The following is a 22,450-nucleotide window of genomic DNA, read 5'->3' as shown; positions in this document are numbered from 1 at the left end:
CACGGGTGCAACCGTGAGTGGGCTTTTTATTGCGTGCGCGTTCGATCCATGCAAGGACGAAGGCGCATGTAGTCAAGATGCAGAGCACCTGGAACAGCAGGGCTTCAAGGCTCATTGTTTGGCCCCTTTGGCAGCGACTGCGGCCTGGGCAACAGCGAGCTCATCGAGGAACGGTTGACGCATGGCGTGCAGTTCAGCCACCCGTGCCTCATACCGTGCCTGTGCGTAGTTGCCTGCCGCATGCTGCCGTGCAGCCAATGCCAAGGCGTTGTCGTAGATACCAACGATGGGCGTGACACGCTCGATGGTCTGCTCTGGTGTCTCCCGCATCACGTACATCATGAATGGCATGAGCACCATGAAGATGAATGCCATGAACAGGGCCATCGACAGGGGTAGCAGGTGCGTTGCGTTGTACTCAGCGTTGAAGCTGATGACGGTGCTGATGAGAGCGAGGATGTAGTCGATCATGGGTACGTCTCCGAAGCCCCCCGGTGGGGGGTTAAACAAGGTTCCTTGGGTTTGAAACTGGAGTCGGCCGGAACAGAAAACCGAATCCCTTTGGGAGTCCCTGACCGCGAGCCCCCCATACCCCCCTGCCACCCTCGACCTGTGTCACTTGCCATTGGGCTTTTGTCCCGCTACCTTTCGCGCATGGCAAAGCGCCACTCGCTAAAAAGCGAAAGGAAAAAATTTCTATAAAATTCAGGAGCTAGGTGCGCGAGCTATGACGTCGATGAAGGAACGCAGGGAGAGGGCGCAAAAGCGCATTGACGAGTTACTCGAACGGGCGCCTGATGGCGTCGACAGAGAAACCTGGCTCCGTGACCAACTAGGTCTGGAGGATGTCGATTCGCCCGATGGCGTCGAATTCGACATAGCTGAAAGCTTGAAGCGCGCTCATTAGGAGGCCGTATGAATAGGATCGCACTGCTCGCCGCACTGGCCCTGGCTCCGCTGGCGAACGCCGCAGGCCCCATTCCCATGACGGTGGGACTACCAACTCCGAGGGCGATCGAATACGCCCCGATGCCTCAGATGGCGACTTACACACCGCTGCCGTCGATGGAAGACATGACCCCTGGCCCTGACCAAAAGACCCTGGGCATCTACAACATGGGCAACGGCGAGCTTCAGTTCCAAGAGACCTACGGGGATGGCAAAGGCGGGGTCGAGTACTACGACTACAGCGGCTACGACGCCGACTATCACGACCACCACGACTACTGAGCCCTTAACGGGGCTTCTTTTTGTGATTAAATAATCGCATTGCGTATAATTGCAGTATCTCTCTATCCCGGAACTGCCATGACACGCCCCTTGATGGACCTCGATGCCCAAGTTGCATCGATCGACGCGGATGAGCGCACGGGGGCGCTCGACCTACCGCGAATTACCAGTCAGCAGAAGATGTTTGTCGCCGCCTTGGTGGGCGGACTGCCAGTGCGCGGGGCCAGTGAACAGGCCGGATGCAGCTACAACACAGGCCTTTTGTGGGCCAAAGACGAGGTGATCGTCGGCTACCGGGAGAAATACGAGGCCGAAATGGGCCGTTCGCTCCAGCGAGTGAAGTTCGGCATCGATGACGCCCATGCGATGTACATGCAGGCGTATCACATGGCCGGCACCTCGGCGGAAATGACCAAGGCCACGGACTCACTGGTGAAATTGCACCGGGTGAATGAGGCGCCAGTGGTTGAGGTGCCGAAATCGGTGACGGCTCGCCAGTTGGCGGACCTGCCGGTGGCTGAATTGCTCCGACTTGCCGGGCTGAAAGTGGATCAGCTCGCCCCTGGCGCCATCGACGGTGAATTTGAGGAAGTTCACCCTTGATCAATGCCCGGTCCAAACCGCTGATCCTGCGCAAATGCGCCAAATGCTCCAAAGAACATCCCGCGACACTCTTCAACGCCGCCGGCACCTGCGTTTATTGCCAGCAGGGCGAGGCCTTGGCCCGCCAACTCGCGGCAGCGCCCCGGGGGCAGGCGGAGGCGCAGAAAGACGACCCGTTACGGGCCAAACGCCGTGAAATGCAGCGCATCCGCAGCGAAAAAGCCAAGGCGCTGGGCAGGGTCGAGGCGGCCAAGCTCGAAAAAACTGCGCTCAATGAGGCGATGGACGCTGTTTCGGCGGCCAAACAGGAGCTAGCTCGCCGTGAATTGGCGAAAAAGCACCTGTTGGCGTTCATCCTGCGATTCAACGACAAATACGAGGCCGGCTGGGTCCATAAAGACCTGTGCGACAAACTCGAATGGTTCAGCGCGGCAGTGGCGGCCAAACAATCGCCGCGGTTGATGGTGTTTATGCCTCCGCGACACGGGAAAAGCGAAATCGGCTCTCGGTCGTTCCCAGCTTGGCACCTGGGCAACTATCCAGATCATGAAATCATCGGTTGTTCCTACGGTCAGGACCTGGCCAACGGCTTTTCACGCAAAGTCCGTGATGTGGTCAAGGACACGTCGTACACGGCGGTGTTCCCGGACTGCGCGGTAAACAAGGACAGCCAGTCGGTCGAGCAATGGCTGACCACGGCCGGCGGCGGCTATTCCGCAGCCGGTGTAGGGGGGCCGATCACAGGTAAGGGGGCGCACGTACTTACCATCGATGACCCCATCAAAAACCGCACGGACGCTGAGTCCGCGACCAACCGTGAAGCGATCTGGGACTGGTACACCTCGACGGCGTACACCCGTCTTGCACCAGGTGGTGGTGTGCTGGTGATTCTGACCCGCTGGCACGACGATGATCTGGCTGGCCGACTGCTGAAAAAGCAGGCCGAAGGCGAGGGCGATGAGTGGGTGGTGGTTGAGTACCCGGCGCAGGCCATCAGTGACGAGCTGTTTCGCAAGAAGGACGACCCGCTGCACGCCGAGCGCTATGACAACGACGCCCTGGAGCGGATCAAGCGCGCCGTCGGCCCGCGTGACTGGCAGGCCCTGTACCAGCAGAACCCGACCCCGGACGACGGTGACTACTTCGAGAAAACCATGTTCCAGTGGTACGGCCCTCAGGACATCCCGGCCTACTCGGAGCTGAACTTCTACACCGCGTGGGACTTTGCGATCGGCCAGAAAGAGCAGAACGACTTCTCGGTCGGCATCACCGTGGGCGTGGACAAGAACGACAACACCTACGTGGTCGACATCCAGCGCGGGCACTGGGGGACGATGGAACTGGTGGACAAGGTGCTGGAGGTCTACAAAACCTGGCGTCCATCGATCACCGGCCTGGAGCGTGGGCACATCGAAATGACCCTGCGGCCGTTCCTCGATGCGCGTATTCGCGAGGAGCGTCTGACCAGCTTCTATATCGAGGAGCTCAACCCGGGCAAACGTGACAAGGTCGCCCGCGCCCGCTCGATTCAGGGCAGGATGCAGCAGGGTCTGGTGTTCTTCCGCAAGAATTGCAACGCCACGGCAGCACTGGTCGCGGAAATGATGCGCTTCCCCAACGGCCTGCACGACGATGGCGTTGATGCCATGAGCTGGATCGGCCAGATGCTCTCGCTGCTGGTGCGCCCGCGTGAGTCCAAAGCGCCGCCGAAGAAGAGTTGGAAGGACAAGCTGGGTAAATTGGTGAAGGGGGGCGGGCGAAAGTCGCACTTGGCTTCATGATGGGATAGAATAAACGCATTGCGTGTATTAATGAGGTTCAACCGCCCGTGTCCGCCGCCAAAGATCCCGCTTCTGCTGCCCGGCTCAACCATGCCCGGTATGTGCGCGCCCGAGACAATGGGCACTCTGCCTACGTCGTACAGGCCGACAAATTCGACGGTTTTTACACCGGCGAGAAACAGTGGGACGAGAAGACCATGGCGAAGCTGGAGGCCGAGGGCCGTCCGGCTTTGACCTTCAACATGATCCTGGCCGTGATCAACACGGCGCTGGGCGATCAGCTCAGCCGCGAAGTGCAGGTGGCGTTCAAACCACGCCGCGATGCCAGTCGTGAGGTGGCGTTCACCCTCAACAAGCTGACGATGCAGATCATGCACGCCAACCGATACCGCTACGTGGAAATGAGCGTCTTGGCGGACGGCCTGATCCAAGACCGCGGCTTCTTCGACGTGCGCATGGATTTCAGTGACCACATGCAGGGCGAGGTCAAGATCAGGTCTCTAGACCCGCGCTCGGTGGTCCTCGATCCGGACGCCAAAGAATACGACCCGAACACCTGGTCCGAGGTGATGACCAGCGAATGGCTGAGCCTGGACGAAATCGAGGGCATGTACGGCAAGGACAAGGCGGACCAGCTGCGCAGCGCCACCAGTGCCGGCGACAACATCCGCTACGACTCGGTGCGCTTCGAGGAAACCACCTTCGGCGGCAAGAACGGCGCCGGTGCGCCGTATGCCTATGGTGGCTCGGACGCGGACAACCGCGACATCAAGTCGATCCGGGTCGTCGAACGTCAGTATTACAAATGGGTCAACGAGCGCATGTTTGTCGACCCAGCGACCGGCGACATGGCCGAAGTGCCGAGCGGCTGGGACGACGCCAAGATGATCGCGTTTGCCGAGAAGATGCAGCTGTCGATCCACAAGCGCCCGGGTCGCCGCGTGCGCTGGACCGTGAGTGCCGACTCGGTGACGCTGTATGACGACTGGTCGTTGTACCGTACCTTCAGCATCGTCCCGTTTTTCCCGTACTTCCGCCGTGGCAAGCCGTTCGGCATGGTCCGTAACCTGATCAGCCCGCAGGAATACCTGAACAAGACCCGTAGTCAGGAGCTGCACATCGTCAACACCACGGCCAACAGCGGCTGGACGGTTGAAGAGGGCACCCTGACCAACATGACCGAAGACGACCTGGAGGAGCGCGGTGCCGAAACCGGCCTCGTGCTGGTGCATGCCCGTAATTCGAAACCACCGCAAAAGATCCAGCCCAACCAAGTCCCGAGCGGTCTCGACCGCATCAGCGAGAAGGCAGCGGTTTCTATCCGCGAAATCTCCGGCGTCAACAATGGCATGCTCGGTCAGGTGGCCTCTACGGTATCGGGCGTCGCGATCGATCGCCAAACGGCGCAAGGTTCGGTGCAGCTCCAGGTGCCGACCAAGAACATGGAACTCACGCGTCGCATCGTCGCCGAGAAGATTCTGGAGCTCATTCAGGACTTCTACACCGAGGAGCGCGTGGTCCACATCACTTATGACCAGGACCCGAAGAAAGCGGATGAGCAGGTACTGATCAACACCATGAATGCCGCCGGCCAACTGGTCAACGACGTGACCCGCGGTGCTTACGATGTGGTCATCACCACCTTGCCGAACCGCGACAACTTCGACGAATCACAGTTTGCCGACCTGATGGGTATGCGCGAGAACGGTATCGCCATTCCGGACACCGTGATCATCCGCCACAGCAACCTGGCCGAGCGCGACAGCATTGCCGACGCCGTGGAGAAACTGCTGGGTCAGGCCGAGCCGTCCGAGCAAGAAGTGCAGATGATGCAAATGCAGCAGCAGCTGGCGATCCAGACCACGCAGGCCGAGCTGCAAAAACTCATGGCCCAGGCCGAAAACTTCCAGTCCGCCACCGCACTCAACGTCGCCAAGGCCAGCCAACTGGCCGGCGGCGAGCGTGCGCCGACCATGGATCTGGAGCGCGACCGCCTCGAATCCCAGATCGCCCTCAAGCGCGAAGAACTGCAAACCCGTATCGCTTTGGCCCAGCTCACGCATCAGGCCCGCGCGCAGGGCGAGCAGCTGCGCACTGCCACTGATTTGGCCCGCACCCGCTTCCAGGGTGAGGTCCAGCTGGAGTCGTCGCAACACAAAGCGACCCGGGACAACAAAACCAAACCTACCCCCCGTAAAAATCAGGAGTAATCCACATGCCCCGCGGTGAACTAAGCCTGGACGAATACACAGGCGCCCCTAGCTCACTGGAAGCTCTACCCGACGGACTCGATTTTGGTAATGACTTTTCGGAGACGGAAGATGAAAGCGATGCAACGGATGTGGCGGATCTTCCAGACGTTGATAGTGATGCCGCTGATGATGCCGGTGATGGCGACGGTACTGATGGGGCTGAACTGGATGACGCCGCTGACGGTGACGAAGCAGCCGACGAAGCTGACGACGCCGATGCAGATGACGCCGACCCGGAACCAACGCCGGCTCCAAAAGAAAAGGGCTCGAAAGAACCTAAAATCCCAAAGTCTCGCCTAGACCAGTCGATTCGCAAGCAGCGTTTGGCCGAACAGCGCGCCGCCGAGCTGGAGACCGAACTCAACGCATTGCGCCGCAGCACCGCCGAGGCAGCACGTCCGAAGCCACTGACCGGCGAGCAGATCAAGGCGAAGATGATCGAGGCGAATAACGCCCTGATCGGTGGTGACACCGACCTTGCTGCCGCGCTGCAAGCCGAAGTGTTCAGCGCCTTGACCCCACAGCCCGCCGAAGTACCGGTCGAGTCCGAACCGGTGGATCTGGCGTCGCAGGTCGAGGAGCGCCTTGAGTTCCGCGCCACGATCAAGGAGCTGTACGCCCGTTTCCCTGAGCTGGACGAGAACCATGAGTCGTTCAACGAGGAGCTGGGCAGCGAGTCGGTCGAGCTGCAAAAGAGCTACATGAAGCGTGGCTTCACGATGGTTGAAGCGACCCGCAAGGCTGCCGAAGCCGTGGCCAAGCTGCACGACCTGGAGGATCAGCAGGCTGAGAAGGAACCAACGCCTGTACCAAACCGTGAAAAGGCCCTTCAGGCGACCAAAACCGCTGCCAAAGTGGCCAAAGCGACGAAAGCACCGCCGGTGCTGTCCGGCAAGGCCAACGGCGAGGGCAGCGACAAAGTGAACATCAACGAACTGAGCCCTGACGAATTCATGGCCCTACCACAGTCCGTCATCGACAAAATGCTGGGGAACTCGGTATGAGCCGCACCTATATTGGCACCAAGCTAGTCGTCGGCACGCCCATGAGCCGCATCGACTACAACCACTACCGCGGCTGGGAGCTCCCGGCCGATGAGAACGGCGCCGACGAGGGTTTCCTCGTTGAGTACCTCGATGGCGGCCAGAGCAACCACCCGGGCCATGACGGCTACATCAGCTGGTCACCGGCGGACGTGTTCGACAAATCCTACCGCGACACCGAAGGCCTGCCGTTCGGCCTGGCCATCGAGGCCCTGAAATCCGGTGCCAAAGTGGCCCGCGCCGGATGGAATGGCAAAGGTATGTGGTTAGTACTGATTCCAGGAACACGCGAAGCACAGCTTCGTGATGGCAGTCCCTACCATACTGCGCTGAACATGGAATCGTGCGAGATCCTGCCCCATATCGATATGTGGACAACGAATGCCGAAGGGCGTCGAGCAATGCTGCCCGGTTGGCTAGCCTCGCAAACCGATATGCTGGCGGATGATTGGCAAATCATCACGTGAATCCATAAAAAGCCCCTTTTTCAGGGGCTTTTTACTTAGCCTCGCCGCGCGGTTACTCGCGCTAGCATGTAGTCTTCAATTGCGTATTCTTGTCCCTTGTTCAAGGACTTGAAGAGTGTTATCACCTTGCCTTCCCCGATTTTGGCCTTGTCGGCGTCGGTTAGCTCCGCCATTGGAGCCATTTCGATGCTCCAAAAGTGCTTCTGATGTATGCACAGGTTTAGCGATAGCTTGTCATAGTTTGGCATTACCACTACGGATACAGCACCTGGTTCGCAGAGAAACTCTGACAGCATTGGTTCCGGTTCAGAATTATACGGGCGCGCCCCGCTTATTGCTGGCGGTTCTCCCTCACCTCTGTACCACATGCCTTCTTTCAATTCCCTTGCATGAGGGCTGTCAAAAACCCTGTCTCCAAACAATGCATAAGAAACCCCTAGCGCGAGTTTGCACATGAACCTTGTGTCGAAGTCTTGGCGGTTTGCAAGCTTACTGTTGAGTTCGACCCCAGACATCGCATTCGCCCAAAGGTACTCGATCGTGAGGGCGTCACTAGCATCAGGCGATGTAAAACCGTGCTGTGTGACATCTACACCAGTAACGGTCGTAGCCATGACCTTGCGAACTTTCCTGTCTCGAAAAGATGCTTTGAATTCCGATAGTGATTTGCCGTGGTCGGCGCCGTCCATGAGAAAAAAGTACGCCCGTGCATTGGCCGATTTTTCTTTCATAGTCCTTGGGTTGCCACCCATATACCAATAGAGATTTTCGTCCGCGGGCCGTATCAAAATCACGTGCTCGCCTTGCGACCCCATCCACCATTCACAAAGCTCTGTGTCAATCATGCCTGGCGGGGAAATTTGTACGTTCCCCATGCTAACGAGAGGGGAAATTATCTCAGGGTTGGACTCGGCTAAAAATCGTGTTGCTTGAGCCAGCGCCAGCGATGTTATCCACGATTTTTCAAAGCTGGCATCTACAAACAGACCCAAATTACTGTTGCATTGCTTGCAGGCGTTTCGAATTTTATAGTTGTCCGGAGCATGAGCCCCACCGAGACATTGCGGTATCGCATGTTCGAGAGTCATTTCCGAAACGGCCTTCGGATACCAACAATAAATGCACTTTTTTAATGAATCTGTCTGATTTTCCATTTCACTTCTTACTTAGGTGGTTTTCCAGGGCTACGCTGGGCGCATGAACCTTACGCGTATGGCATGGGTTTGAAAATGGCATCGCCCGAAGGACTTTTCCTTGCCTATAAATAAACGCAATGCGTATAATTGGGCATCGCTCGCTTCTGCGACATGAAGCACAGGGTCGTCCCCTTCAACAGCGGTTTTACCTTCGGCGCTCCCACGACACGGGGCAAGGCAATCGATGAACACACCATTCGACTAGCCGCGCCCGAGGTGCGGCGAATAAGGGGACACAGCCACCATGGCTAAGACCAATTTCGCGGCCCTGACCGACGAACAATACACCGCGTGGGGTATGGCCTTCTGGCACCACGCTCGCAACAACGCTTTCATTTCCCGCTATATGGGCACCGGCCCGAACGCACTGATCCAGCACATCACTGAGCTCACCAAGAGCAAAAAAGGCGTCCGCGCCGTGATGACCCTGCTCGCTGACATGACCGGTGACGGTGTGGTCGGTGACGCCCGTCTGGAAGACAACGAAGAAGCGCTGAACAGCTACGACACCGTGATCACCTTCGACCAGATGCGTAACGCAAACCGTCTTGAAGGTCGCATGGCGGATCAACGTTCGATCGTCAACTTCCGTAACGCTTCCAAAGACGCACTGGGCTACTGGCTCTCCGATCGTATGGACCAACTGGCGTTCCTGTCGCTGGCTTCCATGCCGTACACCCTGAACACCAACGGTTCCAAGCGCCCGGTTCTGGCCGCAGGCAAGAACTTCAACGACCTGGAGTTTGCACCCGATGCAGGCACCGTTGCGCCATCTGCGCGTCGCGGCTACCACCTTAAGTCCTCGGGTATCACTTCCGGTACCGGTTTTGACGCGGCCGACGGCTCGCTGGTCCCGATGGACTACGCCGCTCTGGTTCGCCTGAAAGCGCTGGCCAAGGACAACTACATCCGCCCACTGAAAGGTGCCGGCGGCTCTGAAACCTACCAGGTCTTCGTCACGCCTCAGGGCATGGCCGACTTGCGCCTCGACCCGGACTTCCTGGCCAACATCCGTAATGCCGGCGTGCGCGGTGACAGTAACCCGCTGTTCGCAGGCGTGGATTCGGTCAACGTGGATGGCCTGATCGTCACCGAGTACCGCCATGTGTTCAACACCGTCGGTGCAGCAGCGGGTGAAGGCTTCGGTGCGGTCACCGGTAACGGTAAAGGCCAGCGCGCAATGCTCTGCGGTGCTCAGGCACTGGGTATGGCTGACATTGGTAGCGCTGAGTGGGTCGAACGTGACTTCGACTACGGTTCCGAAAACGGTGTCTCGATCGCCAAGATGGTTGGCTTCCTGAAGCCACAGTTCAAGGGCAACCTGTCCAGCCCGACTTCCAAGGAAGACTTCGGCGTCATCACGCTGGACACCGCGCTGTCCTTCTACAACTAACGAAACGGGGTTTGGGTGGTCCTTCGGGACCACTCCTTTTTAGGAGAAACAGATGGACCTTTACGTTTCCGATGAGCAGATGGTGATTGCCAACAACGGCGTTTCCGCACTGTTCCAGCCCGGTGTCCCGCGACCGATCCGAGAGTCGCTGATCGGCCCTGCTTTGACCCGTGGCGCTCGCCTGTATGACGAAGCTGCCGAAACCGGCGCTGCCAAAGAGCCGGTGAAAGAGCTCGTTAAAGAACTTGTGGAAGCCCCGGCGCTTGAGCTGGTGGTCGCTGCAATCAAAGAATTGATGGTCGAAGGTGACGCGAAACTGTTCGCGGTGACCGGCGAGCCGAAACTGACCCCGTTGCGCGGCAAAGCCGGCAAAGGCGTGACCGAAGCCCTGCGCGACGAAGCTTGGGCATTGATCCAAGCAGAACCTGAGGTCTAAGCATGACTATTCTGGCCAGCGACATCATCACCCGAGCACAGACGATTGTGCAGGACACCACGGGCGTTCGTTGGCCGTTCAGTGAAATGCTCCAGTGGCTGAATGACGGCCAGCGCGAAGTGGCGATCTATAAGCCGAGCGCAACCGCCGTCAACGTGGCACTGACCCTCACACAAGGCACGCTCCAGAGTATTGGTGCCGGTGGCTTGGCGCTGCTGCGGGTGATGCGCAACCTGAAAACCCCAGTCACCACGCCTCGTGTGGGTACCCGGGCGGCTCGGGTAGTGGACCGTGAGGTCCTCGATTCGCAGCACCCGTCGTGGCATGACCCGTCGGTGTTTACTTACGCCAAAGAGGTCAAGCACTTCTGTTTCGATGACGTGGACCCGACCAATTTCTATGTTTTCCCAGGTAACGACGGCACCGGTGCCATCGAGGCAGTGATCTCCCGTGCGCCGGCGGATGTCGTGGCCGTGGGTGACCCGAACGTGCTGACGTCGTATCGCCAGGCAATCTCCATCCCGGACATCTATTCCAACGTCCTGCTCGATTACGTGCTGTTCCGGGCGTACTCGAAAGATGCCGATTTTGCCGGCAACGGCGAACGCAGTAGCGCGCATTACACCTTGTTTGCCGGTTCGCTGGCCGCCAAGGCGCAGAACGAAGCGGTGGTCAATCCGAACGTGCGGGCCAAGGCATGAATTACCTCGAAAGCCTACTGGCCGAAACCCTCATCGCGGCGCCGGGTTGCCCGGAAACTCTGGTGGAGCGCGCACTGCGCGTCTCTGCCACCGAGTTCTACCGCGACAGCGAGTCGTGGCGAGTGACCCTCGACCCGGCCCCGGTGATCAAGGGCCAACGCGACGTGGAGCTGGAATACCCGGCAGGTACGTTCCCTGTCCGCACCTTCTGGGCGCGACTGGACGGCAAGGTGCTGGAAGCGATCAGCGAGCGCAACATCACTGATGGCACTGGCACCCCACGTGGCTATGCGATTCTTGGTGCTTCGGCGGTTGCCCAGCTCGATGTGATCCCGACTGAAACCTACCTGCGCAACGGCCTGGTGATGCACGTCGCCGTGGCCCCGGGTAATGAACTGACTGAACTGCCGGACGAGCTGTTCGCCATGCACCGCAACGGCATTTTGTTTGGTGCGCAGGCGGTATTGCTGGCCATGCCTAATGTGTCGTGGGGCGACCTGCAACTGGCCTCGGTGTATTCCAGCATGGCCAACGCAGAAAAAGCCCAGGCGATGCGCACCTCGAAGGCCCAGCAATCGCCGGTGGTGCGCAAAGTACGTTATGGGGGGATCTGATGGAGGTGGCAAAAGTCACCAGCGCCGAGGCGCTGCGTGAGCATTACTGGCTCCTGGAAGAAGCCTGCGAACGACTGACGGCCCGCGAGGGTCGTTTGCACTTCGCCCCGGATATTTACGGCACCTTGATGCGCGGCGATGCCCAGATGACGGTCATGGTCGAGGACCAGCAACTGGTGGGACTGTTCACCACCAAAGTCAACGGTGATGCCCTGCACGTATGGCATGCCTATGTGCGCCCCGGAGCTGCCCGCGACACCTTGCAGCGTGGGCTGGCCGAGTGCGAACTGCAAGCTGGCGAGCGGGGCTGTACCCGCCTGACCTTCGGCACCCAACGCCGTGGCTGGCTCCGACTGGCCCCCATGCTCGGCTATGAATTAGCCGAGTTCAAGTTCACCAAAGAGGTCCGGTCATGAGCAGCGAACCCGATAAACCCGATGCCGTTGAGGTGTCTGAAGGGGAAAAAATCCAGACGGCGTTGGCCAAGGACCAGATCAACTACTACCGCTCGACGTACGCGCCGCTTGAAGGCCAGTTTGCCGACGAAGCAGGCCGTGATTATTCGTCCCGACTGTCCGCGCAGGCGGGCAGTGCCGGTATGCGTGAAGCCACTCCAGGCCTCCAGCGTATGGCCCTGAGTTCTGCCCCGGTGGACACGGCCGCGATTGGCGGCGCGGTGGCTTCGGCGCGCAACGATGCAACGGCCAAAGCGGTGCGCACCCGCGATGACGGACGCCTGAGTGCGCTTGGTGTGGGTCTTGGGGTCACCGCGGATGCGGGCACCAGCTTGTCCACCGCCGCGCGCAGCCAAACCAGTGCAGCGATTGACACCGTCCGCACGCAGATGACGAAGCAAGAGGCCGAGTTGAGCAATCAGGCGGCGTATGCCGGTGCTGCGGGCACCTTGGCGGGAGCAGGACTGACGTATTACGGGATGTCGAAAGGCGGCGCAACTCCGGTGACCACTACTCCACAGCAGTCGCCTGCTGGCAACACGCAGCAGTCTCCGGCCAGCTTGAACAACACGCAGCGGTTCCTGGCCAGCCGCGTCCAACCCATGTTTCGGTAAGGAGTAGCCCATGAGTACCACACCCCTTGCCGACGAGCTGGCGACGATCTCCAAAGAGGAGTTCGACCGCTACCTCCAGCAGTTTCGCCCGTTGGAACAGACCACGATTGCCTCGCTGAGTGATTCGACCGTTGGCCAGGCCATGGATCGCGCGGGGACGGATGCGGTGTCCGCACGAGCTTCGTTGTCACGAATGCGCGAGCGCTATGGCACCACGACCACACCTGATCAGGCGGCAGGCGAAGCTCGCCAGAATGCGTTGTCGGGCTCGCTGTCTCAGCTGTCGGCGGGCAACAACGCCATCGTGACGGACCGGGACAACCGTACCCAGACCTTGGCGGGTTTGATGAACGTCGGTGGCACGATCCGCAAGCAGGCACTGGGCACCTACAGTTCGGCTTCCGGACTGGAAAGTGCGCGAACCAGCGCGGATACGGCGAACCAGAGCGTGTACACGCAGCAGAAGGCCACGACGAAGAACAACAACATGCAGGCGGGCGCGTCCCTGGCTGCCACGGCGGCAATTGCCGCCATGATGATGTGATTAGGGGTACGACATGTCTGATTCGTTAAGTGGGTTGCTCGCCGGGCTGAACCAAGGTGTTCAGTCGGGGCTCGACCTCTACAAAACCGTGGAGGGCGAGAAGCGTGCCCGCCGGCAGGAAGATTACCAGCGCGAGCGTGACGCCAAGGCAGACAGCCAGTGGGACAGCATGTACTCGTTTAACCAAGACAAATTTGGTGAGGAAAAACGCCAGTACAACGCAACGCTGGGGGAGAACCAACGTCAGTTCGATGTCAATTCGACGCAGGCTAAAAATGAACTGGCCTCACGGGATCGCTACCAGCGTGGCGCGCTCGCCAATCAGGCGGCATCGGTAGCCAACGACACTCGCCGGATCAATATTTCTGAAGAAACCTACAAAGACTCGAAGTTGGCCGCACAGATGCAGCGTACCCAGCAAGCAGTCATGACTGCCATGTACAGTCCAGATGGGCAACTGCGGGGCACTCCCGAGGAGATCAACCAGCGTCTGCGCGACTCTGGGCTGGACAAGGATGCCGGTAAGTTGCTGGCCTATCTGGCGCCTGAGCGGTACGGCAAAGGCAACTACACCGACGTGCGTGCGGTAGCCACGCCGAAGGGCCTTGTTCCGTTGGTTGACGGCCATGACATGGAAGGCCAGCCGATCAAAGCTGGCGGTGCACCGGCGACGGCGAACGGCTCGGCGAAAGACACCGATGTCACGGCTATCAGCTTCGACAACGCGGCCTTGGCCCTGTTGAATCCACACCTGATCTCCGAACGCCAGGCTGATTTCCTGGCCAAAACGCAGACCGAAAAGGCGGCCACCGACACCCGCGGCTATGTCGACAGCGGTGTTCGTGCCGCCAAAGGCACCGATGCGGACGTTGCGGCGCTCAGCAATGAGCTGAGCAAATCCGAAGCCCGTCTCACCGAACTGAAAACCCAACGCGAAGCATTGACCGCCGGGCTCGATACCCAAGCACCCAAAGAGCAGTCATTTGGCGACTGGCTGACGACGCCCAATGCCAGCCTCGGCGGTGCCCAAGGCGGGGTTTCGTTGGCGGATCAGAAAGAAGCACAGCGGTTGGATAAGGAGATCAAATCCCTGAGCCAAGGGCTGGACGGTCCCGGCGGCCTACACGAGAAGATGCGTGCCACAGCGTCGGTCAAACCGGGCTATCAGGCACGCGGCAACGCCATGTTCGGCGCGCAAGCCGATGCGATCGAGCGGTCGCGTAGTACCCAGTCCGGTGCGCAGTACCTGAGCAACGCGGCTGGTGCGCCGGCCGCGCAGGTGAAAGCCCAGGAGGCCAGCCAAAAGGCGTGGGACGCATTCGAGAAAGACGCAACCGGCGTTGTTGAGCTGCCGAAGATCAAGAATTCCAAGACCGGCAAGACGGACATGCCGGTCACCAAGGCCCATTTGACGGCCCAGTTGCGTAACCTGCCGCCGGAGATCAAGGCTCGGGTGGCCAGCGATCCGCGAGCGCAGGCGGCGTTGATGTCGACCTTGCAGACCATGGCTAATAACGGGCAGTCCACCGGGCTGGCACGTTTCGCCGATGCCGCCTCGAAGATCGACGACCTGGAGCTGTACTCCAAGCTGGTCAATGACCCGGCGATGAGCAGCGGGGCCAACGGGCAGGTGATGACGGACGATCAGCGGCACCAGTGGGCTATCAACGCAGTGCAGCAACGCGAGCTTGGCGAAAGCTCGGCCATGTCGCTGGGGCGTACTATGCCAAGGTAAACGCAATGCGATTAAACCCCGTGTGCCGGTGATATACTGACCAGCATCTAACACGGGGTTTTTTCATGCCTAACAGAAATGAGTGGTACGACGCGGATACCTTCTATGACGAGCATGGCGTCGGCCATCGTCTGTACGGCGCGGATGCCCCTGAGAAGAAAGCCAACCAGCCGGGTTGGTCGCAGGCCTTGGACGCGACCGAGTTGGCGAGCGCGGAAGGCTACAAGCTCGGCGAGGCAGACCCCCGCGAAACCTACGGCCGGCAGATCCAGCCGATGCGTGATCCAAAGGGCACCGGCCCTTCGTTCGAAGCCGAGCTGTTGGGGGCAGGGCTGGCATCCGGCATGTCCTCGAAGATTGCCGGCGGCACCGGGCAGGCGGAGTATCTGGCCGGCGCGCGAGCACTGACCGGGAACCAAGGCACTGCCTTGTCCAACCATCCCGAGTTCCTCCAGGCCGCCGACGATGCCCGTTTTCAGCGACTGGAACGGCTGAACGATGGCCTGCGCAACGGCACGCTGGGTTCGCGAATCGATGCCCTGAAGGCCATCCGTGACCCGCGGGGCGACAAAAACGAACGGGGCTTCGGCGACCAGGTACTCGATCACGAACTCGTTGGTCGGGCGGTTGGCCGTGGCACCGACAACACGCAGGCAACCTTCTTCGGCTTCATCAACGCGTTCGGCGAGCTGACCGGCATCGATGCAGTAGCCAAGTATGGCGAGGAGGGGATTGCCAGCAACCTCGTGGAAGCGATGCGCAACCCAGCCACCGTAGGTACCTACGAAGACGTGCATGGCTTGGCAGACGCAGGCCTGTACGCCATCGAGGCGCTGGGTGAGTTCGCTCCGCAATTGGCGATCGACGGTGTGACCGCACTGGGCACCGGCGGTGTGGCGCTGCTCGGCAAAGAAGTCCTGGCAGGCATTGGCAAGGCAGCCATGCGCAACATGGGCGGCTCGTTGGCCGTTGGGCAGGCCCGGCAGATGGCCGCGCGCGGCATGGCGGGCGCTGCTACCAACTTCGGCTTTGCAGACGCGGCCAAACTGGGGGCACTGGGCAGCATCTACGCGCAGTCCACCGGTGAGACTCAGATGGAATTGCAGTCACAGGGCATCGATGCGCCGGAGACCGCGTTTTTGGTCGGTGCGGGCAAGTCGGCGCTGGAATACGCCGGTTTGCACTCCCTGCTGAGTGGTGTGACCAAGGCCGCGACTGGCAAAGCCGCTGCTGGCTTACTCCCGACCTTGGCCGGGGTGGGCAAGGCAGTGGCTGAAGGTGCTGCCACCGAAGGCACCACCGAAATGGCCCAGACCCTCATGGATGAAATGGCCAAGCAGCACCACAAGCCGGATTACGAAATCAGCGAGACCAACATCATCGACGCGGGCCTCAAAGGTGCGGTGGCGGGTGCGGGTGTCAAAGGCGCCGTGAGCACCGTGGGAGGTGTAGCATCGGCGGCGGATTACACCGGCCAGGCGAATGACAATGTGACTGCTACGGCCGCCGAGCCGCTGAAAGACCTGCATGCGCAGATCCAGCAGATTCCCGAGGGCCAGCTGCGCCACTTCACGGCGGAGAACGCCGACGCCGCAATGCAGGTGGCACAGAAAGCGGGCAAAGTGGCCCGGGTCATCGATGGCGGGCATGTACAGGTCGCCAATACCCAGGCTGAGCTCGATGCTGCGCCGGTGGCACCGACTGAAGCCGACAACCAGCGCCTGCTGGGGTTTGCCCAGACCAAGGCAGAGGCGATGGCCGACCCAGCTGGGGCAGTGGTCGTCCAGGCCCATACCGCCGATGGCGCGGTGGTCGGTGAGCAATTGGTCGGCAAATCCATGGCCGCCCAGGTTGCTGAGCGCTACAAACAGCAGTTTCCCGAAGCCAGCATCGTTGAAACCACTCCGGAGCAGGTGATCGCGCGTCGGACCGAAGAGGGCAAGATCGAGCAGGCCGCGAAAGCCAAAGCGGCACCGCGCGACATGAGCGAGGATCTGGCCCAAGCGGCAGAGCTCGGCATCGACCTCAAGCACTACGTCAAAACCGGTTTGGGCGAGGCAGTGCTCGACCGTGCCAAAGGCGGGTTGAAAGCATCGGTACCCGGCAACAAACAGCGCCGGCTCGATTCGCTGGAACCGCTGGCCGAGCTGCTGGATGTCCCGCCGGCGGAACTGACCCGTGAATACTATGACTCGCGCAGTGTGATCCGTGGCCGCGACCTGCTGCACGATCGCTTCAACGAGCTGGTGACCGACAAGTTTGGCAGCCCGGCGGCGTTTGCCAAAGCCGTGGATCAGTTGCCAGCAACTGAGGCGCAGAAGATCCAGCGCGCCTTCGAGCTGAAGCACGAGGGCGGCGTGGCCTTGGGTGCTTTGCGCGAGGCGATTAAGACCCGCAGCTCTACCCCGACAGCGCTTCCCACCCCGGCGGTGGATCTGGATTCCGCACCACCAGCTGCTGCACAGAAAGCGCAGCCTGATGTGATTCGTGATGCCGTGTTCAACACACCGTTGCTGCGCCGGTTGATTGCCACCCCCGAGGGCGAGGTCGGCAACCGGGATCACATCGAGAGCGCCATCGAGAAACAACCAAACGGCGAGCGCGTTCTGCTGGAGCAGACGCTGAAGAACATGGACATCGATGTCGGTGGCAAAAACCGCGAATCGTTCCTGTCCTTGTTGCATGACGCTGTGGCAGAAAAAGCCGCTTACGGTATTGGCAAGAGCCGTATGGATGACAGTGACGAGGAGGGCACCCACGAGACCGTCGGCACCGTTGAGTTTGATCCGTCCGTGCTCGATTCCGAAGACGCTCGCCTGCTCCAGTTGGTGGCTGCGACCCCACTGAGCGATAAGGCCAAGAATGGCTGGCCTTCGGGTGTGTCACTGTACATGGAAGCGCTGGCCAAAATCGTCAAGGCCGGTGAGCCGGAGGCAGTGCCGGTTTTGTCCGAGCAAGAGTCGAGTACCTTGCGCACGGCGCGGCAACTGGGCGGCCTGATCAATGCGGCGGTGCAGTTGGACCCGCGTATGGAAGCTGGGCCGCTGATTAATGCCGTGGCAAAAGCCGCCGGCGTGACTGATGAGCTGATGACCAAGGCCGCCGGCCAGTCGCTGGATGTCGCGCGGGGCATGCAGCAACTGGTGAAAAACACCGATGGGCGTGCCGCGCGTGGGCTGCTGACTGTGCTGTCCCGGCAGAATGATCTCGCGGCGACCGATCAGGAGAATTTGCAGGCGACCATGAAGGCCTTGGCCACCAACCCTGACGGTGCGATCCGTGGGCTGGTAGACACCTTGCAGCGTATGGCCAGCACCACGGCGCTGGATGACCTTTCACTGGTAACGCTGTACGAAGACCAGAGCTCTGGTGAGCGTCAATTGACGGCCACCACCAAAGGCCACGATGCCGGACGCGGTGACAGCGTGGCGGTCAACGAACACGAAGGCATGATCCTGGGCGAGCAAGCAGGATCTGATGCGACGTTCTTCGGGCGTATGTCGGCCTTGGCGGTGCGCGGTTGGACACTGGCCGTGCTGCCATCGGCTGAGCAACTGAAGGCGCTGGAATTCGGCAATGCGCTGGCCAAGACCATCACTCAGCGCTTTGCCGGCAAGAACCTGCTGGCCCTGCCGATGTTCGACGGCACCATGTTCGGTCGGGTAATCGATGCCGTGGGGCTGGCCAATTTTGCCCAAGGCGGCGAGCGTCCACCGAGCAACCCGGCGGAAGCGGCCGCCAACCTGCTGGAAAATATCACGCGGCTGATGACCGGTGCACAGAACTCCCACGATGCGCTGGGCGACACGCCGCGTGCGGTGGTGCGCAAGATCCCGGACGACCTGGTGATCTTCGTCGACCCGGTGACGGGCGGGGCGGTGACCTTTGGTGAGGCTCTGGCCGACCGCCGTGCCGAGTCCAATGCCAAGCTGCGCCAGGCCGAAGTGCAGAAGCGCCTCGATACCTTGTCCAACGAGATCGACACCTTGGCGGATGACTTGGCCGACGCGGCGAGCGAGTTCGAAGTCCACGCGGCTGACTCGATGCACCTGCCGTCGGTGCGTGAGGCCATCACCTTGTGGCGGCAGATGCTCACCGGCGCAAAGTACATGACGGCCGAGGGTCGGCAGGTCTACTACCGCAAACCGGATCGCAAGGTGAATGCGCCGCTGCGCGCCGCCGTGGATCAACTGGGTCGCTTGAAAGCGGGCAAGGGCTCCGTGGATGAGGCGTTCAACCAGTACAAAGCGTTGCTGGGCGAGCGTTCCCGACTGGCCAAAGAATCGGCGCAACTCGCGGCGGACGGTGCCAAGCGTGAGGCACCGACTGATGAGCAGATCGTTGCAGCCAAGCTGGGCGATGAGGCCACCCCGCGTGCCATCGAGAATACCCTGCGTGGCGGGCAGCGCACCGCCGGCATTCAGCAGGACCCGGACAGCGTGGACACTCCCGGGCGTGGTGCGTCGTCGCTGAACGACATCGACCCTGAATTCAATGTCTACGACCAAGGCCCTTTATCGCGCTTCGGCGATGAGGCCATCGGTGATCTTGAAGACCGTATGCAGGATGCCCGACTGGAAGCCTTGATCGCAGAAGCCAAAGCCCCCGGTACATTGGCCTCGACCAAGTCGCCGACGGAGCGCCCGAAAGTGCTCACTGCCAAACAGGCCCCCGATCGTGTGGCCGACACCCGTTTCCGCGACCTGATCAATCAACTGCGCAAAGTGGGTGTGCCGCTGCCGGAACTGCGCGTCATGGTACTGGGCAAAGGCGCCACGGTAGACAGCGAGATCCGCCGTCTGGACCTGGACGACAGTGCCGCGCACCGGGTACGCGACAGTGCACTCAGTGGCGATTCGTTCTACTTCATGCAAGACGGCGTTGCGCACCTGGTGGTCGCCGAGCGTCAGGGGGCGATGGCCCGCGCGCATCAGTTGGCTGATCTGGCGCACGAACTGGGCCACGTCGTGAAGGACACGGTGTGGAACGATCTGCAAACTGAACACCACGATGAGCTGTTGGCAGCGATCAAGGCAGATGTGGGGGTGGATGCGAACGAGCACTTGCAGCACGAGTGGTTCGCTGACCAATTTGCCAAGGCGGTGATGGAGAACGCCGACACCTTGACCAAAGAGGACGCCGGGCTGATCAATCAGGTGTTGGTTTCGCTGCTCAAGCACCTGAAAAAAGTCTGGACCACGCTGATCGGCACATCGGCAGAAACCAATCCCGCGTTCCGCAATTTCGCCAAGAGCCTGTTCGCAGGTCAATACGAAGCGGTGAAATCGCCGGGGCCGCTGGTAGGTGGCACAGTCCAGGAAGCGCGCCGCTCGGTACAGTGGAATGTGGTGCGGTATGCCTCTGGTACGCAGGACGTGCGTGCAGCTACAGCGCAGACGCAATTGCTCAAGACTCGGGCCAATGCGTTCTGGAAGAAAGGGGTATTGCCACAGGCTGCGCCGTTGTTCAGCATGGTCTACAGCCGCATCGCTCGCTACAACGAGACCCTTTCGCGTGCGTTGTTCCAACCAGCGAATGCCGCGCCTTCGGTGCTTGGCCAGAGCTGGGAACAGCGCAGCCGGGCGATTAAAGGCCGGATGATGTCGCAGGTCGACGCCCTGTTGGGCGCTCTGCACTCGGAGCACAAAGGTTCGCGCGCGGAGCGCGATCTGGCGGTGCAGGCGGCGTTCGAAGATGCCTATACCGGCAGGCCAACCACGGCGGGTGGCCAGAAGATCCGCACAGTCATCGATGCACTGGTGGCCGAAGCGAAGCGCAGCGGCCTGCGCTCGGTAGACCTGGGCCAAAACTTTGCCCCGGTGGCCTTCGACCGCAAGATGGTGGGCGATCGCCAGCCGGAGTTCAGCCAATTGCTGGCGGACAAGCTGAAGCTGGAGCCCACTGAAGTTCGGCAAATGGTGGACCGGATTCTGCACGGCCCGGGTGTACTGGAGGGCGTGATCGCGCCGGGGCTGCCGGTCGGTGTGCACCAGACGACCCGCCAGTTGGTTGAGGCCGTTGGCCTGGATCAGTTGATGAAGGGTGGCTGGCTGCTGAAAAAGCACGATGCGGCCTTGTTCCACTGGGTCGACGGGGTGGGCAAACGCGCGGCGTGGGAGTCTGTGTTCGGCGGCCCGGTGGCGGGCGAGTTCGAGTCGGTGGACGGTAAGGTGCGGCCCAAGTTCGGCCCGAACACCAAGTTCCACGCGTTGCTCGATGAGGTGCGCAAAGATCATGGTGAACCGGCGGCCCAGGAAGTCATGGCGCTGGTCAATGGGGCGCTGGGTCGTCACCCGGCAGGGCAGTCGATGCCGAGCTGGTGGCGCAACACCCAAGAGTTCATCACCGGCTGGGTCGGCATGACCGTGCTGGCATTCTCCGGTGTGGCCTCGATCCCGGAACTGGCGCTGCCGCTGGTTCGCGGCGGCGGAAAGGTCGGTATCGCCGATGCGGTGGGTGACTACCGGCAGGCCAAGCAACTGGCCCGCGACATGGGCATTGTGCTGTCCGAAGCGTCGGAGCAGGTCATGTGGCAGATGACGGGTGAGCAGTACCAGAGCTCGACGATCAGCAAGATGCAGAGCTGGTTCTTCCGCCTCAACGGCAACGAAGCCATCGTCCGCACCTCGCGCACCTTGGCCACCAGCATCGGCGTGCGTTACCTGCTGAATGCGGCAGCGAACAACGATAATGCAGCGCTGAACCAGTTGAACATCGATGCCGGTTCTGTGCTGGCGTGGGATGCAGCAGGGCGCCCGGCCTGGAGTCCGGAATTGGCACCGGATCAGCAGGCGGTAGCAGCCAAGATGGGCGAGGCGCTGAACCAGTTCGTTAACGAAGCGACCCTTAATCCGAGCAAGTTTCAGGCAACCCACTGGGGCAACAATCCCTACCTGAAGATGGCCTGGCACCTGAAGCATTTTCTTTATACCTATGGCGACACCGTGCTCGGCGGTATGTATCGCGAAATGCGTCAGCGTTGGAAGCACCTCGATCCCAAGCAGTTCGGGCAGGCGGTGGCGATCGCCATGCCGGCGATTATCTTCGGCATTGCAGTGATGCCGCTGGCCGCTGCGTCGCTGGAGCTGCGTGACTGGCTGCGTCGGCTCAACGGCCGCCCCGGTGAGGAATACGCCGACAGTCTCGAATACCTGAGTGCGACTTTCAGCCGCGCCGGCGGCCTTGGGCCATTGGAATTTTTGAGCAACCTGCGTCAGCAGCAGGAATGGGGCATGAGTATCTGGGGCTCGATTTCTCCGGTGGCGGGCAAAGTGGACATGCTGTTCGGCGCGCAGGATGACGGTGAGAAATTGCGCCAGATGATCCCGATCTGGAGCCAAAACAAAACGCTGTTTGGGGCGCTCAAATGAGCTAAAATAAACGCAC

The 22,450-nt window shown here is 60.6% G+C and carries 17 protein-coding genes; 15 read left to right on the top strand and 2 right to left on the bottom strand.

Going from position 1 to position 22,450, the window contains the following annotated elements; translation table 11 throughout:
- Nucleotides 1-111 precede the first annotated feature (111 nt).
- Nucleotides 112-471, bottom strand: a complete 360-nt coding sequence (locus NL64_RS06260; RefSeq protein ID WP_034147286.1) for a hypothetical protein — start codon at nucleotides 469-471, stop codon at nucleotides 112-114.
- Nucleotides 472-915: 444 nt separating this feature from the next.
- On the opposite strand from NL64_RS06260, the gene NL64_RS06250 reads away from it, so the two are divergent.
- From NL64_RS06250 to NL64_RS06220, 6 genes are all read left to right on the top strand, one after another.
- Entirely contained in the window at nucleotides 916-1,230 is a 315-nt protein-coding gene (locus tag NL64_RS06250) for a hypothetical protein (RefSeq protein ID WP_034147284.1), read from the top strand.
- A gap of 78 nt (nucleotides 1,231-1,308) precedes the next feature.
- Entirely contained in the window at nucleotides 1,309-1,833 is a 525-nt protein-coding gene (locus tag NL64_RS06245) for a hypothetical protein (RefSeq protein ID WP_034147283.1), read from the top strand.
- Complete coding sequence (gene terL, locus NL64_RS06240) at nucleotides 1,830-3,614, top strand: phage terminase large subunit (RefSeq protein WP_052321207.1); 1,785 nt, start codon at nucleotides 1,830-1,832, stop codon at nucleotides 3,612-3,614. The genes NL64_RS06245 and terL overlap by 4 nt, the downstream gene beginning before the upstream one ends.
- A 47-nt stretch (nucleotides 3,615-3,661) precedes the next feature.
- Complete coding sequence (locus NL64_RS06235; protein ID WP_052321206.1) at nucleotides 3,662-5,824, top strand: hypothetical protein; 2,163 nt, start codon at nucleotides 3,662-3,664, stop codon at nucleotides 5,822-5,824.
- 5 nt (nucleotides 5,825-5,829) lie between these two features.
- Complete coding sequence (locus NL64_RS06225; protein WP_052321205.1) at nucleotides 5,830-6,870, top strand: hypothetical protein; 1,041 nt, start codon at nucleotides 5,830-5,832, stop codon at nucleotides 6,868-6,870.
- Entirely contained in the window at nucleotides 6,867-7,376 is a 510-nt protein-coding gene (locus NL64_RS06220; protein WP_034147280.1) for a DUF2829 domain-containing protein, read from the top strand. Before NL64_RS06225 ends, NL64_RS06220 begins: the two co-directional genes overlap by 4 nt.
- A 35-nt stretch (nucleotides 7,377-7,411) precedes the next feature.
- On the opposite strand, the gene NL64_RS06215 is transcribed toward NL64_RS06220, so the two are convergent.
- A complete protein-coding gene (locus NL64_RS06215) occupies nucleotides 7,412-8,530 on the bottom strand; it encodes an HNH endonuclease (protein ID WP_034147279.1) in 1,119 nt (372 codons plus the stop codon).
- Nucleotides 8,531-8,816: 286 nt separating this feature from the next.
- Here NL64_RS06215 and NL64_RS06210 point away from each other — a divergent pair, with 286 nt between their 5' ends.
- From NL64_RS06210 to NL64_RS06170, 9 genes are all read left to right on the top strand, one after another.
- Complete coding sequence (locus tag NL64_RS06210; protein WP_034147278.1) at nucleotides 8,817-9,965, top strand: phage capsid family protein; 1,149 nt, start codon at nucleotides 8,817-8,819, stop codon at nucleotides 9,963-9,965.
- 52 nt (nucleotides 9,966-10,017) lie between these two features.
- Nucleotides 10,018-10,401 carry a hypothetical protein gene (locus tag NL64_RS06205; protein WP_034147277.1) on the top strand — a complete coding sequence of 128 codons (384 nt, stop codon included), beginning with the start codon at nucleotides 10,018-10,020 and terminating at the stop codon, nucleotides 10,399-10,401.
- Between the two features lie 2 nt (nucleotides 10,402-10,403).
- On the top strand, nucleotides 10,404-11,102 hold the full coding sequence (locus NL64_RS06200; RefSeq protein ID WP_034147276.1) for a phage adaptor protein: 699 nt from the start codon (nucleotides 10,404-10,406) through the stop codon (nucleotides 11,100-11,102).
- Nucleotides 11,099-11,716, top strand: a complete 618-nt coding sequence (locus NL64_RS06195) for a hypothetical protein (RefSeq protein ID WP_034147275.1) — start codon at nucleotides 11,099-11,101, stop codon at nucleotides 11,714-11,716. The genes NL64_RS06200 and NL64_RS06195 overlap by 4 nt, the downstream gene beginning before the upstream one ends.
- Nucleotides 11,716-12,132, top strand: a complete 417-nt coding sequence (locus NL64_RS06190; RefSeq protein ID WP_034147274.1) for a hypothetical protein — start codon at nucleotides 11,716-11,718, stop codon at nucleotides 12,130-12,132. The genes NL64_RS06195 and NL64_RS06190 overlap by 1 nt, the downstream gene beginning before the upstream one ends.
- Entirely contained in the window at nucleotides 12,129-12,785 is a 657-nt protein-coding gene (locus NL64_RS06185) for a hypothetical protein (protein ID WP_034147273.1), read from the top strand. The genes NL64_RS06190 and NL64_RS06185 overlap by 4 nt, the downstream gene beginning before the upstream one ends.
- A 10-nt stretch (nucleotides 12,786-12,795) precedes the next feature.
- On the top strand, nucleotides 12,796-13,329 hold the full coding sequence (locus NL64_RS06180) for a hypothetical protein (protein ID WP_034147272.1): 534 nt from the start codon (nucleotides 12,796-12,798) through the stop codon (nucleotides 13,327-13,329).
- A gap of 13 nt (nucleotides 13,330-13,342) precedes the next feature.
- Nucleotides 13,343-15,064: a hypothetical protein gene (locus tag NL64_RS06175; RefSeq protein WP_034147271.1), complete on the top strand. Its 1,722-nt coding sequence runs from the start codon at nucleotides 13,343-13,345 to the stop codon at nucleotides 15,062-15,064.
- Nucleotides 15,065-15,129: 65 nt separating this feature from the next.
- Nucleotides 15,130-22,434: an ImmA/IrrE family metallo-endopeptidase gene (locus tag NL64_RS06170; protein ID WP_034147270.1), complete on the top strand. Its 7,305-nt coding sequence runs from the start codon at nucleotides 15,130-15,132 to the stop codon at nucleotides 22,432-22,434.
- Nucleotides 22,435-22,450: the final 16 nt, after the last annotated feature.

The sequence above is a fragment of the Pseudomonas fluorescens genome, assembly GCF_000802965.1.
Taxonomy (GTDB): domain Bacteria; phylum Pseudomonadota; class Gammaproteobacteria; order Pseudomonadales; family Pseudomonadaceae; genus Aquipseudomonas; species Aquipseudomonas fluorescens_A.
This window is presented reverse-complemented; position numbering and strand designations above follow the sequence as displayed.